General features: G+C 66.7%; 8 protein-coding genes. 4 read left to right on the plus strand and 4 right to left on the minus strand.

Annotated elements, in window-relative coordinates:
* Positions 1-44: 44 nt before the first annotated feature.
* Entirely contained in the window at positions 45-941 is an 897-nt protein-coding gene (locus F0U60_RS36420; RefSeq protein ID WP_395806658.1) for an ATP-grasp domain-containing protein, read from the minus strand.
* Between the two features lie 342 nt (positions 942-1,283).
* Between F0U60_RS36420 and F0U60_RS36425 the strand changes: the two genes are divergently transcribed.
* Positions 1,284-2,015, plus strand: coding sequence for a class I SAM-dependent methyltransferase (locus F0U60_RS36425; RefSeq protein WP_395806659.1), 732 nt, complete (start codon positions 1,284-1,286; stop codon positions 2,013-2,015).
* Between the two features lie 13 nt (positions 2,016-2,028).
* Here F0U60_RS36425 and pdxY read toward each other — a convergent pair whose 3' ends face one another.
* On the minus strand, positions 2,029-2,886 hold the full coding sequence (pdxY, locus tag F0U60_RS36430) for a pyridoxal kinase PdxY (protein ID WP_395806660.1): 858 nt from the start codon (positions 2,884-2,886) through the stop codon (positions 2,029-2,031).
* 63 nt (positions 2,887-2,949) lie between these two features.
* Complete coding sequence (locus F0U60_RS36435) at positions 2,950-5,187, minus strand: ATP-binding protein (protein WP_395806661.1); 2,238 nt, start codon at positions 5,185-5,187, stop codon at positions 2,950-2,952.
* A gap of 274 nt (positions 5,188-5,461) precedes the next feature.
* Here F0U60_RS36435 and F0U60_RS36440 point away from each other — a divergent pair, with 274 nt between their 5' ends.
* Positions 5,462-7,171, plus strand: a complete 1,710-nt coding sequence (locus F0U60_RS36440; RefSeq protein ID WP_395806662.1) for a glucosaminidase domain-containing protein — start codon at positions 5,462-5,464, stop codon at positions 7,169-7,171.
* Here the strand turns inward: F0U60_RS36440 and F0U60_RS36445 are convergent, their stop codons facing one another.
* A complete protein-coding gene (locus F0U60_RS36445; protein ID WP_395806663.1) occupies positions 7,172-8,926 on the minus strand; it encodes a DUF885 domain-containing protein in 1,755 nt (584 codons plus the stop codon).
* Between the two features lie 234 nt (positions 8,927-9,160).
* On the opposite strand from F0U60_RS36445, the gene F0U60_RS36450 reads away from it, so the two are divergent.
* Together F0U60_RS36450 and F0U60_RS36455 are read left to right on the plus strand one after the other, a co-directional pair.
* Positions 9,161-13,108 carry a protein kinase gene (locus F0U60_RS36450; RefSeq protein ID WP_395806664.1) on the plus strand — a complete coding sequence of 1,316 codons (3,948 nt, stop codon included), beginning with the start codon at positions 9,161-9,163 and terminating at the stop codon, positions 13,106-13,108.
* Positions 13,109-13,208: 100 nt separating this feature from the next.
* Complete coding sequence (locus F0U60_RS36455) at positions 13,209-16,364, plus strand: ATP-binding protein (protein WP_395806665.1); 3,156 nt, start codon at positions 13,209-13,211, stop codon at positions 16,362-16,364.
* The last annotated feature ends 75 nt before the right edge of the window (positions 16,365-16,439 follow it).

Consider the following 16,439-nt stretch of genomic DNA (forward strand, 5'->3'; position numbering starts at 1 on the left):
GCGGGGGAAAGGCTCTCGTGCTTCAGCGCCTGACGGCGTATGGCTCAGCGGTCCACACCTAACAACGCCGCGAACAGCTCGCGTGGGTCGATGCTCGCGGGAAGCCCGGAGACACCTCCGTCATTCACCTCGACCACGGCCCAGCGGCCGTCCTCAAGCATCGCGACGTCCAGAGTAAAGAAGCGCGCGTCGATCCTGCGTGCGAGTGCCTCGAAGGCAGAGAAATCCGGCACGTCGACATCGAAGTCATGAGAGGACTCCGCGGCTAGGAGTCGCCCACGCCCGAAGAACAGGCGGAACTCGAGGTGCGCGGGTCCGTTCGGCGTGCGTCCCCGAACCTTGAGCGGCAGGAAGCGCCTGACGACGAACCCTCGCTCGAAACGGTCCGCGCGTGCTTCGAGCAGAGCACCGCAAATGCGCTCGAAGTGCTCTCGCGTGGCTCCGGCCGGAACGAAGCACGCCTCCTCCCAACGCTCCTTGGCCGACTTCACGTGGTCCTTGACGATCCACGGCGGCGGACCCAGGGACTGCGCGGCCTGCCACGCCTCCGTCGGGTCCGTGTCCTCTGTCCAGACGGAGCGCGCGGTGTACCCCTTCAGCCGCGGGTACCAGTTCGGGAGGTAGTGGGCTGCCGCGTACTGCGCGGGGGTCGTCATCAGCTCGTGGCCAAGCGCTCCGAGCGCCTCGTCCAGGGCTTCGTACTCCTCCCCCGTGAGCATCCACCCCCGGTACAGCAGCCGCAGTCGGCCCCGTTCGGGAATGGCGGAGATCGCGCGCTCCGCGTCTCCCTCGAGCAGGGCGGCCAGATCGATCTGGAACGTATCGATTCCCAGCGCCTCGGCCGCGTCCGCTTCCACGTCGAAGGAATCGGACTGATGGGGATTGCGGCCGAACACGATGGCCTGGCGGGGAACCCTTCCAGCACGCGAAACAAGCGGCATGATGAACCTTTCATCTGGGGTAGGCGCACCCAGACGATGGCTCATCGTAAGGACTGACAAAGGCTCAGCTGCTCGTTTGCGGCGGTGACTGGCATCAACCTCACGGTTTCCGTCGCTCGCTTCAAGAGACGCGGTTCGCTCCAGAAAACTGACAATTCTTTTTCACACGGACTAAAGCCCTACCCTGGCACTGAACGCGGCGCGTCAGGGTGTCGGGGAGTGAGCAGCTCATGATTCACCCTCGACGGCGCACCGGGTGTCTGTCGGCCTGGATGAGCAAGTTGAAGCTACCCGCGAGCAGGACCCCGCTCGAAGGGCAGTACCCGACCCGAGGACGACATCATGGCGGAGCAATACGACAGCGTGGGGAGCAAGTACGAGCAGTTCAAGAACACAGCCACCCTGCCCATACCGGAGCGACACACCTTCCTCCGGCTGGTGGGAGACCTGGGAGGGAAGCACGTCCTGGATCTGGCCTGCGGCAGCGGCCACTACTCGCGGCTCTTGAAGGAGCACGGGGCCGAGCGGGTAGAAGGTGTGGATATCTCCCCTGAGATGGTCCAGGTCGCAAAGCAGAAGGAACAGGAGCAACGACGGGGCGTGCAGTACCACGTCCTCGACGCCGCGGCCCTGCCCCGGCTGGGTGACTTCGATCTGGTGACGGCCGTCTACCTGCTGAACTACGCACGAACCCGGGACGAGTTGCTGCGGATGTGCCGGGGTGCCTTCTCCAATCTGAAAGAGGGCGGGCGCTTCATCGCCTTCACCATCGATCCCTCCTTCGACCTGCGGCGGTCAAACTGGGCGGAGTATGGGTTCGCGGTGCAAAGCGAGCGCTTCGAGGAGGGGCGGTATGTCTGCGAGGCACGGTTCAGCACCGCTCCGCTCGTCCCCGTCGAGTACTTCCGCTGGTCCACCAGCGTGTACGAGTCGGTCCTGGCGGAGGCCGGCTTCCGCCAGGTCACGTGGCACCCCTTTGAGATTCCCGCCGAGGCGCTCGCGAAGTACGGCGAGGCCTACTGGCGGGAGTACCGGGAGAACCCGCTCCTCATCGCCCTGAGCGGCCAGAAGTAGCGGGGAACCCGACTCAGGCCACCCGCTCCACGGCGAAGCGCCGGGAGGGATTCACCAGCTCCTCCTGGGCGGCGACGAGCTGCAGCTCGCGGGTCCCCGCCGCCTGAGTGGCGGAGAAGATGCCGAAGATGGAGGCGGCCGTCTCTCCGAGCGCTTCACCCGCGTCCCTGCCGCGCAGCAGGTGCGAGAGGAAGAGCGCCGCCACGGCATCACCCGCGCCATTGGGCGGCGGCTCCAGGGGGAGCTGGGGGGTGAGGACCAGCCAGGCGCCCGCGTCCGTGGCCGCCATCATCTCGATGGTCCCGGGCGCCGTGCCTTCGCGCAGCAGGCTCGTCACCAGCACCACGCGTGGGCCCTTCTGGCGCAGGGCCGCGGCAGCCTCCAACGCGTCCGCCAGGGTATGCACGGTGCGGCCCGTGAGGAACTCCAGCTCGAACTGGTTGGGGGTGATGATGTCCGCGATGGGGACGGCCCGCTCGCGCAGGAACTCGGGAATGCCCGGCCGCACGAAGATGCCACGGCCCACGTCCCCTATCACCGGATCACAGCAGTACAGCGCCCGCGGATTCGCTGCCCTCACCTGCGCGACCGCATCGAGGATGGCCGAGCCGGTCGCCGCGTCGCCCATGTAGCCGGACAGCACGGCCTGACACTCCGCCAGCACTCCGCGGTCAGCGATGCCGTTCACCACCTCCGCGACATGCGAGGGCTCGAATACCTGCCCGCGCCAACGTCCGTAGCCGGTGTGGTTGCTGAACTGCACGGTGTTGACCGACCACACCTCGTGACCGAGGCGCTGCAGGGGAAAGGTTGCCGACCGGTTGCCGACGTACCCGTAGGCGACATGGGACTGAATGGAGAGAATGGCCACGAGGTATTCTCTGCCATGGACCCAGGCACGAATCCACCCTTGCTGCATGGCCAGGTGGGCGCTTCATGCCGCTTCCTCGGCCAGAATGTAGGGAAGCTCCAGTGTAAACGTAGCCCCTCGCCCCAGCCCGTCGCTGTGCGCCGCCAGCGAGCCTCCCATCTCCTGGGCCGCCAAGGCGCTGGAGTGCAGCCCGAAGCCATGCCCCTCGTCGCGGGTGGTGAAGCCGTGCTGGAAGATGCGGGTGAGCATCTCCGGCGAGATGCCCATGCCGCTGTCCTGTACCTCAATGCGGACGCGCTCGTTGAGGCCGCGCTCTATCTTCACGGTCAGGCGCCGCTCGTCCGCAGGCACGGCTTCCAGGGCGTACCAGGCGTTGCTGATCAGGTTGACGAGGATCATCAACACCTTGTGCTTGTCGGTCAGTACGGGCGGCAGCGCAGCCAGGCGCCGCTCCACCTTCACCTGGTGGCGGGAGAGCCCGGCCACGTTGATGCGCAGCGCGTCTTCCACCAGTTGCGCCAGGTGCACCGGCTCATGCATCCGGGGCGTTCGGGCATAGTTCTGCTGTACCTTGACGATGTCGCCGATGTGCTCGGTGTACCGGCCCACGTCATCGAGCAACGCGGCGATCTCCCTACGCTCCTCCAGCAGGTTCTGCCCCAGCTTGCGCAGGAAGGGTGTCACGTGCTGACCGCGCTCGTCCTGGGTGAGGAAGGCGCCGAGGTTGGCCTGGTGCTCCTCGAGCATGCCCGCCACCCGGCCCACGTGCTCGAGCCGCATCTGGCCCATCCGCTCCCGGGCGAGCTGGGCCGAGGTGTAGACGCTGTTGAGCACGTTGCCCACGTTGTGCAGCACATTGGTGGCGATCTCCGCCATCCCCGCGCGCCGGGCTGCCTGCACCAGCTGATGGTGGACCTCCCTCAGCTCGCGGGTGCGCTCCTCCACCCGCTGCTCCAGGTTCTCATTGGCTTGGAGCAGGGCCTCCTCGCGATGCTGAACCTTGTCTGCCATCACCCGGAAGGCACGCGCCAGTTGCCCCAGCTCGTCCTGGCGCGAGGTGTCCAGCTCGACATGGAAGTCACCCGCGGCCACCCGGTCCGCGGCCTGGGTGAAGGCCAGTAGCGGGCGGGTGATTTGTTGTTTGAGCACCCAGGACATGATGACCAGCTCCATCACCAACGAGAGCAGGCCGAACAGCAGCACCTGGCGCGCCGCCCGGACAGCGGGCGCGGACACCACGCTCTCGGGCAGCACCGTGACGAAGTTCCAGCCGGGACCCTTGAAACGCGCCACGCCGATGTACTCGGAATGCTCGGGCAGTTCCGCCACCGGCTGGTCCGGTGGGCGGTTGCGCACCTGCTCGAAGATGCTCCGCAGGTGGTTCCGCTGCTCCTCGGTGATGCTCAGGCCCTTGTCGTTCCGCTCGGGGCCACCCTGGATGTAATAGACCCCCGTGCTGCCCTCCCGGGTGAGCTGGGAATGGGCAATGAGTTGGCCATCGTCGCGGAAGAGCATGTTGTACGCGCCCGGCAGGTGGTCGTTGATGGTACGGGTCATCAACTCCTCGATGAGCACGTCGTGGCCGATCGTCGCGACCTGGCGGCCGTCCAAGTCCAGGGGCGTGGAGACCGAGACCATCCATTCGTGGGTGCCGGGATCCGGGTAGACGCCGCACCAGACCGTCTGCCGCGTGGGATTCTTCCCGGGCAGGCTCAGGTCGTAGAACCCGAGGGTGAGGAACGAGATGGTACTCGCGGCGTTGGGGATCCACGTGGGGTCCTCCGGCCAATAGAGCACGAGCACGTCTTCCGGCAGCACGACATAGGTGTTCGTGAAGCGCGTGTGCAACGCGGGCCCGTATTGGGCGACCACGTCATACGCAGCCAGGATGCGCCGGCGCAGTCCCGCGTCGATTGGCCGGCCCTTGGGGACGATGACGCCCGGCATCCTCTTGCCGTCGAAGCTCTCGGGACGGTTGCGGATGCTGCCATCGGGCAGCCGGACGAAGAGGCTGTCGAAACGCGCGTCCACGTCCTCGTGTTCGAGCTCACGGATCCTCTCCGCGAGGGCCTTCTGAAGGACGACGTGGTTGTCCTGCGCCAGCACGAAGATGCCCTGCTCGCGCTGGCTGCGCTCGACGACGTACCGCTCCAGCCTGGCGAGGTTCTCGGTGCGCACCGAGTCGAGCACGTGCAGGTAGCTGAAGAGCGTAGCCAGTGCGACGACTCCGGCGATGCGCGCGCCCATTTGGAGGAGCGTCGAGCCGGACAGAGAGGCGGAGGGACGGCGGAGGAACGGCATGGGTACAGCCTCACTGGAACGAAAGTGTCCCCCCGCTCCAAGCGTACGCCCCTCCTTGCCGTCCCAACCATTAAAAAGGCCTGAGACGACTGGTGCGAGGCGGCCAGCGCCCCCCATCACCGAGCCTTCGTCACGGGCAATCGCGAGGGTCCTTTCCCTCGTGTTCTCAAGGGCTTGGCGCCGCGTAGCCTGAATTCGTAGCCGCGCACGCAACGTGCTGGGGCACTTCACCGACAATAAGAAAAGTCTTCAACCGACCCAGTGGGAGCCCCCCTTGACGACCACCTACGCGGTTCGCAGTGGCGACACCTTGAATGCTCTGGCCAGGCGTTTTGGCGTCTCGGCGTCCCAGTTGGCCCAGACCAACAACATCAGCAACCCGAACAAGATCAACGTTGGTCAGCAGCTCGTCATCCCCGACCGTTTCGAGAACAAGCCCGCCTCCACGCCGGCCACGGCCAACGGTGGCGACACGTTCGAGGCGGGTTCCCCTTCGTCGACCAGCGCGGTGCGTGATTCCGGAGGCCGGACCCACCCCACCTCGGCGGACGGCACGCCCATGTACAAGCAGGGCGATGATCAGTGGGGCGGCCGTAGCCTGGGCACGGGTAGCAGCATCTCCTTGGCGGGCTGCGCCATGACGTCCACCGCCATGGCCATCAGCAAGATCTCCGGCAAGGCCATCAACCCGGGCGAGCTGGACGCGTACCTGGACAGGAACAAGGGCTACGATGGCAACGGCATCATGTGGGATACGGCCGCGAAGGCCGCGGGCCTGAGCGCCAGCAAGCAGGCTTGGAACCTCTCCACCATCAACAATCAGATCGACGCAGGCCGCCCCGTCGTGGTGGGCGTGGACTACAAGGCCGGCAGCGGTGGCGGCAGGAACGGCACCGATCACTGGATCACCATCACCGGCCGCGGCACGCAGAACGGCAAGAACGTCTACTTCGCCAATGATCCCTCCACCGGCAATCAGATCACCCTGAGCGAGCAGAACGGCAGGCTCGTCGGCGGCCCGAAGAACTACAAGACGACGGGCGAGCTGGTGACGTTCTCCGGTGGCAACCCGAGGCCGGGCACGGCGGCTCCCACTGCGGACACCTCGACGCCCTCCACCGGCGGCACGGCCAACACCGGCGGGACCCCTGCCCCGACGACCAACGGAGCGAGCGTGAAGGGCATGGCCCTGCCCTCCGGCGATCTGGAGAGGGGCGCCAAGGGCGCTGAGGTGGAGAAGCTCCAGAAGGCGCTGGTGAAGCTGGGCTTCATGACCCAGGCGGAGATGAACACCGGCCCGGGCACCTTCGGTCCGAGGACCCAGGGCGCCCTCAAGGAGTTCCAGGAAGCGCACGGCGTGAAGAACACCGGCTACTACGGTCCGCTCACGCGCCAGGCGTTCCAGAAGCTGGGCGCCGAGGTCGGCGGCTCGGCGGCGCCCTCCACGGACGGGACCTCGAGCACCGGGGGCACCTCGGGCACGGACGGCACCAGTGGCGTGACGGGCCCGCTGCCCAAGACGGGCAACGCGTTCATCGACCGCGTCGCGGCGGACGCCATCAAGAGCCAGCGCCAGACGGGTGTTCCCGCCTCGGTGACGCTGGCGCAGGCGCTGCTGGAGAGCGGCGCGGGGAAGTCCGGCCTGGCCACGAAGGGCAACAACTTCTTCGGCATCAAGGGCGAGGGCCCCGCTGGCCACGTCACCATGCCCACGAAGGAGTACTCCAGGTCCCAGGGCTGGCACACGGTGGACGCCAACTTCCGCAAGTACAACACCCCGGCCGAGTCCTTCGCGGACCACGGCAAGTTCCTGCGGGAGAACAAGCGCTACGCCAACGCGTTCAAGCACACCGATGACGCGGCGCAGTTCGCTCGGGAGATCCACAGGGCCGGGTACGCAACGGACCCCGGCTACGCGGACAAGCTCATCTCCATCATCAACAAGTACGATCTGCAGCGCTTCGATCAGATCGGCCGGCAGTAGTCACCGCGGGCCCGCGGCGCCAGAGCGGGTCTTGGCCACCCAGGCTTCGACCCGCTTCTCAAGGATGTCCAGCGGGAGTGAGCCGTCGAGCAACACCACGTCGTGGAACTCGCGGACGTCGAAGCGTGTGCCCAGCTCACGCTCGGCGCGCGTGCGCAGCTCCCGAATCTGGAGCTGCCCCACCTTGTAGGCCAGGGCCTGCCCCGGCCAGGCGATGTAACGGTCAATCTCGTTGATGACGTCCAGCTCCTGGCGCGGCGAGTTCTCCAGGAAGTAGTCGATGGCCTGCTGCCGGCTCCAGCGCCGGGCATGCATCCCGGTGTCCACCACCAGTCGGACGGCGCGCCACATGTCGTAGGCCAGCTGGCCGAACTTGTCGTACGGATCGTCGTACAAGCCGAGCTCGTCCCCCAGGGTCTCGCAGTACAGGGCCCAGCCCTCTCCGTAGGCCACGTGGTAGCCATAACGGCGGAACTCGGGGAGGCGACTCTGCTCGGCGGCGAGGGACGTCTGGAGATGATGCCCAGGCACAGCCTCGTGCAGCGTGAGGGGGACCATCTCCCAGATGGGCCGCGTCTCGGGGCGATAGAGGTTCACGAGGTAGGTGCCAGGGCGTGAGCCATCGGACGCAGCGGGGTAGTAGAAGCCGGTGGTGACATCCGGAGCCATGGCATCCGGAGTCGGCTCGACGCCATAGGGCTGCCGCGGCAAGGTCTTGAACAGCTTCACCAGCAGTGGGTCGATTCGCTTGGCGAGGCTGCGATACCGCAGCAGCAGCTCCTCGCCGCTCTTGCAATAAAACCGAGACTCCGTGCGCAGGAAGCGGAAGAACTCGTGGAGCGAGCCCTGAAAGCCCGCCTTCACCTTCACCGCTTCCATCTCGGCACGGATGCGCTGGACCTCGGCCAGCCCCAGCTCGTGGACCTGGTCCGGGCTCAGGTTCGTTGTCGTGAACTTGCGGGTGAAGAAGCCATACGTCTCCAGGCCCTCCGGCAACTGCCAGATGCCCACCTGCTCGGGCGCGGCGGGGAGGTACTCGGCCGTCAGGAACTGGTGAAAGCGCTTGAGCGCTGGCAGCACCCCGCTCGCGATGGCGGCGCGGCCGGCGGCGGACAACCGCTGCTGCTCGGCCGGCGAGATGCTGGAGGGAAAGCGCGTGAAGGGGCTGTAGAACCCACTCTTCGTGGGGTCGTCCACGAGCTGCTTCTCGATTTGGGGCGGGATGCGCCGCAGGATGACCTGGGGATGCATGCGGCGCTCGTGCATTCCCTCACGCATGAGCGTGATGATCTGATCCACGTAGGTGGAGAAGCCGCCGAGGCGGGTGATCCACTCCTCGTAGTCCTTCGTCGTCGCGAAGCGCAGCGTGTCCGCGAGCTGGTAGGCCGTCTGGATGCCCGGAGGCTGCTTGATTCCCTCTGGGATGCCACCCACCTGGTTCGTCGGCAGCAGGTACCACTTGAACCGGTGCTCCTCGACCCACAGCTCGTAGTCGCGGCGGAACAGGTCGTAGTTGAGCTGGTCCTCCGCCGAGAGCTTCTCGCGCTCCAGCGTGTCGAGCTGCGCGAGGACCTGGAGGTTGTGCTGGTGGTCCGCCTTGATGGCGGAGAGCCCGAGATCATCCCAGCGGTCATTCCAGCGGCGGTCGCCCGACACCGAGGCGTAGGTCGGGCTGTGCTCCAGTTGGTACTGCCACTCACGGGCAATCAGTGCATGGAGCGCGGTCGCAGTGACGTTCTTCTCTGCTTGCAGCATGGATCGTCCTCTCTGAAGCGCGAGCCTACCCCAGCCGTGCAGCGAGGACTCGGGAGATAGGCTTCGAACGTGCGCGCGCCTCGTTGGACGCCCCCTCCTCTCAGCCAGCCTGCCCTCGATGTTGCCCCAACGAAAGGCCATGCACATGTCCTGAGAATGGGGCGATTCCTGGCTTCTCCGGCGCCAGCCAGGGCACGAGGAGTAGCGCAAGCCCCTCTCGCGAGGCAGCCGAGGATGGACTCGATTCAGGACGACATGGACTTCGGAGACTCCTTGCTGGAGGAGGTGGTGAGCTCCGATCCCTGGCTGGCCAGTCCCGTCCCTGGAGAGAAGCTGGGGGGCCCGAATGGCCGGCGTTTCGAGATCAAACTGGCGCTGGGCCGCGGCTCCATGGGCGAGGTGTTCCAAGCGTGGGATGCGGAGCTGCAACGCGAAGTGGCGCTCAAATTCCTGAATCCGCAGACCGTGTCGCTCGGGAGCCGGGTCACCGAACTGCTCCAGCAGGAGGCCCGGGCCATTGCCCGGTTGAACCACGAGAACATCGTCCGCCTCTTTGATGTGGCCGAGTGGCGTGTCGAGCACGGAGAGCAACGCGTGCTCTTCCTGGTGATGGAGTACCTGGAGGGCGAGTCGCTTTCGGCACGGCTGCACCGGAGCCGGCTGGAGCTGAAGGAAGCGATGGCGATCATGGAAGGAGTGGCCGCCGGCCTGGCTCACGCGCACCAGCGACATCTCATCCACCGGGATCTCAAGCCAGCCAACGTCTTCCTCACCCGAGAGGGGACGGTGAAGCTCCTGGACTTCGGTCTGGCCCACCTGGTGGCGAGCTCCCTCCCTCTTCCAGACATGTCCACGGCAGGCACTCCCTTGTACATGGCACCCGAGCAGTGGTTGGGCGGGCCCCAGGACGAGCGGACCGACGTATGGGCAGCGGGGTTGCTGCTCTACGAGCTGCTGACTGGCAAGCGGCCCTTCTCCACCCTCTGCGCCGAGGAGCTTCGTGCCCGAGTGATCTCTCCAGAGCCCGTGCCCTCGGTGCGCACGCTCCGTCCGGAGGTGCCGCGGGAGCTGGAGCAGCTGATTGCCACGGCGCTGGCCAAGGATCCCGCCCGGCGCATTCCCTCGGGGCAGGAGCTGCTGGAGGAGCTGCGCGAGGTGAGCGAGCACCTCGGGTTGCATCGAGAACAGGGGCAGCTCGCTGTTGCTCAGCGCAGGCAGGTAACGCTGGTGTGCTGCGTACCGCTCGGCCTCCCGGCGGCGCTCGACCCCGAGGATTTTGATGAGCTGGAGGCCGCCTTCCACGAGACCTGTGAGGAGCTGCTCGGCCAGCACGGCGGCTCGGTCACGCCGTCCATGGGCTCCCAGGTGCTGGCCTGCTTCGGCTACCCGCATGCCCTGGAGGAGGACTCCAGGCACGCCGTTCATGCGGGCCTGATCCTGGCCCGGAACTTTCCTCAGGTGCTCCAGCGGAAGCTTCCGCGTCCCTTCTCGCGAGGGCTCTCCGTGGGAGTGGGCATCCACACGGACAGGGTGGCGCTGCACGAGAGCCCAGGGGGCCCCGTTCTCTCGGGAGAAGCCCCCGAAGTGGTCGCCTGGCTGGCCCGGCAGGCCGAGCCCGGCACGGTGCTCCTCAGCGAGGCCACTCGGACCCTGGTGCGTGGCGCTTTCGAAATGGAGCCGCGCGGGACACGGCGCCCCACGGGGACATCCGCCACCCGTCCGCTGCGAGTGTTTCAAGCGTTGAGCGAGCACGAGGCCAGGTCCCGCTTCGAGCAGACACGCGCGACCCTCGGGCTGACACCGCTGGTCGGACGAGAGCGAGAGCTGCAGGAGGTGCTCAGCCTGTGGGCGCGGGCCCGGCAGGGACAGGGCACCGCCGTCCTCCTCCGCGGCGAGGCGGGTCTGGGGAAGTCCCGCCTCATCTACGAGGTGCGAGAGCGGGTGGCCTCCGAGGCGGACTGTCGCCTGAATGCCCAGTGCAGTGCTCCGTTCTCCTCCAGCGCGCTGTACCCCGTCATCGCCCTGCTCCAGCGCCTGCTCGAGGACTCACGCCAGGAAGACGCCGCCCTTGCCTCTCCGAGAGGGCTGGAGTCTCGGCTGGTCGCACTCGGCCTCTCGGTCGAGCACCTGCAGGCGCTCGTCTCGCTCCTCTCCCTGCCCGCCATGGAGACGCTTCCCTCCACCCAGCTCACTCCGGAGCGGCAGAAGTCACTGGTGTTCGAGGCCCTGGCCATCCTGCTGCGAAGTCTGGCGCATAAGCGTCCGGTGCTGCTCGTCGTGGAGGATCTGCACTGGGCAGACCCTTCCACCCTGGAGCTCCTGGCTCGGCTGCACGAGTCGGTGAAGCAGTCTCGGGTGTTGCTGCTGCTCAGCACCCGCGCCGAGCCACGTGATGCCGCGCCGCGGTGGCCCGGCCTCCACGTCATCTCCCTGGAGCGGCTGTCCGAGAAGCAGACCCAGGTGTTGGTGCAGGAGATGGTCCGAGGCCGGCCCCTGACCTCGAACGTCATGCGGCAGCTCGTGAAGCGGACGGAGGGGGTTCCACTCTTCGCGGAAGAGCTGACGCGCATGCTGTTGGAGCGGCAGGCCGCCGGAGAGACGTCCTCCTCCATTCCCCTGAGCCTGCACGAGCTGCTGCTCGCACGCCTGGACACACTGCCGCCACGGCAGAAGATGCTGGCACAGCTCTGCTCCGTGATGGGACGAAGCTTCTCGAGTGCCCTGGTAGCGGCCCTCACGCGGCAGTCCGAAGCCGCGAGGAGTCGCGACCTGGAGGGACTGGTCTCCGCGGGCATCCTGGAGCAGGCGGGCTCGAGTGCGGGACCAGCGGAGTACCGGTTCCGACACGCCCTTATCCAGGAGGCGGCCTGTCAGTCGCTGCTGCGCAGCACCCGGCGCGAGTACCACCAGCGCATTGCCGCAGTGCTGGAGGAGTCCTTCCCCGAGCTGGTGGAATCACATCCGGAGTTGCTGGCCCACCACTACACGGAAGCAGCGCAGCCCGCTCGGGCCCTCCTCTGGTGGGCTCGCGCCGGTGCACATGCCAGTCAGCGCTCGGCCAACGAGGAGGCGATTGAACACCTCACACGAGCGCTCAAGCTGTTACAAACCCTTCCGGATGCAAGCCAACGCCAGGGCGAGGAGCTGCGTCTCCTGCTGACGCTGGGCATTCCCCTGGTGCAGGCGCGAGGCTATCAATCAGCCGAAGCGGAGCGGACCTTCGCGCGTGCGCGCTCGCTGCTTGACGCGGTAGGGAACGAGCTGCCTCGACTGGAGCTGTCCTACTGGGGGGCCTTCTCCTTCTACCTTGCGCGTAGCGAGCTGTCGCCCGCCCGGGAGTTGGCGGAGCGCCTGGTGGCTCAGGGCCAGCAGCAAGAGAACCGGGAGCTGCTCGCCCTGGGACACGGGATGATGTCCATGGTGGCCTTCACCCGCGGGCAGGGCCGTGCCGCGCGAGAGCACGCGGAGCTTGCGTTGGAGTGCTCGCACTTCACCCTGGACGAGCACCGGCGCCTGGCGCTCCGACACTGGGTGGAGCCGCGGGTGAAGGCACTGGCCTACGGCTCCCTCATCCTCTCCTGGAGTGGGGATTTGGAGCTGGCCCGCACCTGGGGCCAGGAGGCGCTGGCACTGGCCGGACGGATTGGGCACCTGCACACCTCTGCCTTCGCCCTCCACTTCGTGGCGCTGGGCAGCCAGTACTGGGGGGATGTCGTCAGCACCCTGGAGCTCGCGGAGCGCTGCATGGCGCTCTCGAGCGAGCACCACTTCCGGATGTGGCGGAGCGGGGCAGCACTCCTGCGCGGCTGGGCCCTGGCTGGGCTGGGCTGGGCACCCCAAGGGCTGGCGCTCATGCGACAGGGGCTCGAGCAATGGCGGACGTCCGGCATCCAGTCCTCCCAGAGCCACCACTGCGGCATGTTGGCGGAGCTCTACTTGTGGCAGCGCCAGCCCCAGCAGGCGCTGGAAGTGGTGGATCGAGCCCTCGCTCACCTGGGAGAGGAGCGCTTCTACGCCTCGGCGCTGCACCGGCTGCGGGGCGAGGGTCTGCGTGCGCTCGGACACGAGCAGGAGGCCGAGGCCAGCTTCAAGTCCGCGCTCGCTATCGCGCGTGAGCAGGGCGCCTACACCTTCGAGCGACTTGCAAGACAGCGGTTGAAGACAATTCCGGTGCGCGCATGAGGAGTGCTTTCCCCATCACGAAAATGGCTCCACGGCTCCTTCTTCAGTGGGAGCTCCCCGTGACATCCCGACCGGGACTCCGATGAGGCGATGAACCCGTATGCACTCCCGCGCGACCCTGCCGCGTCTGCACTTCCACGCCAAGTTGCTCGTCGCCTTCATCCTCGTCCTCCTACCGGTCCTGGGACTGCTGATTGCTGGCTTCCTCTCCGACCTGCGGCGGACCCAGGAGTACATCTTGGATGCGCAGGCGATGACAGCCCAGTCCGTCGCCGTACAGGTCGCCGAGGTCTTCGATGGCGCCGTTGGGCTCGGTTGGGCCGTGGCGCAGGACCCGCGGCTCCTGACCCTGGACTCCCGTGTGCTGAACCCGCACCTGAAGAAGGTGGTCGAACGCAGTCCGCTCTATCAATCCATTGGCGTCTACGACGCCCGTGGCCAGCAACGGGGATGGGGAGGCCAATCCGGCTTCGCCGACCCCGGCCTCAACATCCGTGACCGCCAGTTCTTCCAGCAGGTGATGGCGAGCAATGCACCCGTCATCTCCAATGTGCACGAGTTGGAGCGAACCCATCGTGCGGGGTTGATTGCCAGCGTTCCCATTCGTGACGAGGAAGGACGACCCACCGGAGTTGTCACCATCCAGCTCCGAGCCGAGCAGCTCGCCGATCGCTTCCTGGATGCCCGCACCCAGCAGCGACAGATCATCCTCCTGGTCGATCCAAGCCGCAGGCTGGCCTTCCACACGGGCGCGGCCTACCTGCCCTACCGACAGAGCGGCGCCTACCTCCGCTTCGATGCCGTCCAAAAGGCGCTGAATGGCATCCCCGCGCGGCTGCCCCAGTTCACAAGCCCCTTCCTGGAAGACGAGCACCTGGGGGCCTTCGCCCCGGTCACCAAGTACCCGTGGGCCGTGGGGGTATCGGTTGAACGCGCTCTCGCCCTGGCCCCCGTCTACGAAATGATGCGCATCAAGCTCGCTGTCTTCGCGGGCATCCTCTTGCTGAGCCTCCTCCTGGCCTTCGGGTTGACCCGCTTCTATGCCCGCCCGGTGCGCCAACTCCGGGCGGCCGCCCAGGCGCTGGGACGAGGTGAGCGGGAGGCGCGCGTGCACATCAAAACGGGGGATGAGTTGGAGGAGCTGGGCAAGGCCTTCAACACGATGGCGGCCGAGGTCGCGCGGCGTGAGACAGAGGTGAACACCCTGCACAAGGAGGCCGAGCGCCAGGCCCTCGAGCTCTCGGCCATCATCGCCAGCGTGCCGGATGCCATCCTCGTCGCCAACCCGGAAGGGCGGTTTGTTGGCACCAACCCCGCGGGCTTCCGGATGCTTGGATTCAAAAGTCACGCCGCTCTCGAAGAAACCTCCATCTCCGATAGCCTTCAGCGCAATGACATCCGGCACCCAGACGGACGCCCGATGTCGCTGGAGGAAACACCGCTCATGCGTGCGCTGAAGGGAGAATCCTTCACCGACGTGGAGATGCTCTTCCGCCGCTCGGATGGCAAACAGCTCTTGCTCAGCATCAATGGTGCCCCTGTCAGAGATGCCTCCGGGCAAGTCATTCTCGGGGAAGTTGTCTTCCGAGACATCACCCGGCACCGGCAGGAGGAGCTGGCCCTCCGCAGGAGCGAGGAGAGCCTCGCCCAGGCGCAGCGCATCGCACACCTCGGCAACTGGGACTGGGATCTGGTGAGCCAACAATTCCACGGGTCGGATGAGGTCTATCGCATCCTGGGCCTCGCGCCCCAATCGCGTACGCTCACCTGCGAGACGCTCCTCTCCTTCGTTCCGCCCCAAGAGCGGCAGGGGCTCGAGAAAGCGTTGGAGGCAGCACGGGTCAACCTCGAACCCTTCAGCCTCGATCATCGCATCCTCCGCCCGGACGGAACCGAGCGCATCGTTCACCACGAGGTCGAGGTCCACCAGGACGAAGAGGGTCACCCGGTGCGCATCCTGGGAACGGTGCAGGACATCACCGAGCACAAGCGGGTGGAGGACGAGCTGGCGCGGCTGCTCGATCAGGAGCTGGCGCTGGCCCGGGTTGGCCAGGCCCTGGTCAGCGAGGTGGAGCTCGAGCGGATCGCCGAAGTGGTCATCGAGCAGAGCCGCCATAGCCTGCGCGCCGATGCCGTCGGACTCTGGTTGGCAGATCCGGAACACCGGGAGCTCACCCTGCTCGCCGCCCACCGCCTCGCGAAGGACGAGCGCCTGCGACACCTCTCCTTCGATGCGCCCGTACTCACGGCGCAAGCGGCCCGGACCGAGCTCATCCAGGTCGTCGAGGATGTCCTGGCGAAAGGGCAGCCCACGGCCAGCAGCATCTGGGCGGAAGAGGGGTTGCGTGGAGTGGCAGCATTTCCGCTGCGCTCTCGCGGGCGACTGGTAGGCGTGATGACCTACGGCACCGAGGCCCCCCGCACCTTCTCCGCACGCGAGCTGGAGTTCCACTCCACCCTGGGCCAGTTGTTCGCCGTGGCCATTGAGAAAGCACGCCTGTTCCAACAGGTACGAGAGGCCTTGCGGCTGCGCGAGGAGTTCATGGCGGCCGCGGCCCACGAGCTCAAGACTCCCGTCACCACCATCCAGACATGGGCGGAGATATTGCTCGACAAGGAGGAGCTCACGCCCCGCCAACGCAAAGGACTCACCGCCATCTCACGCAACACCCGACGGATTACCCGGCTGGTGGAGCACCTGTTCGCGACCGTGAAGATGGCTCCCAGCGAGCCGAAGCTGGAGCGCAAGCCTTTCGACCTCCACGCCTTGATTCGGGAGCGAGTAGAGAAAGCCGAGCAGACCACGGAGAACCCCATTCGCGTCGACGTCTCTGGACCGCTCATCGTCCATGCCGACCGCTATCTCATGGGAGAGGTGGTGTCCCACCTGCTGGAGAACGCCCTCCGGTACTCACGCCCTGGCAGCGCCATCAAGCTCAAGGCCCGAAGACAGGGAAGCGAGGCGGTGGTCTCCGTGCACGACCACGGGCCCGGCATCCCACCGGAGCGCCAGCCCCATGTCTTCGAGCCCCTCTACGAGCCGCTCCCTCCAGGAGCACCGGGCTACTCGGGAGTGGTGGGGCTGGGGCTGCGACTGAGCCGGCAGATCATTGAGGCCCATGGGGGCCACATCTGGCTGGTGAGCACCCCGGGGACGGGCTCGACGTTCTCCTTCAGCATCCCCTTGACAGAGGCCTCGTCCGAGGCGGCCCTTCCCGTGGCGGATTCCTCACCTGAGATCCTCCTTCCGGGGTGACGACAAGTCGAACGCTACCTGATATCCAAGCGCCCACCGCGCGTGAGGGGTCTTCCCCGTGAGTGCTTGGGGTAG

This window comes from Archangium minus, from assembly GCF_044360475.1.
Lineage (GTDB): Bacteria > Myxococcota > Myxococcia > Myxococcales > Myxococcaceae > Archangium > Archangium minus.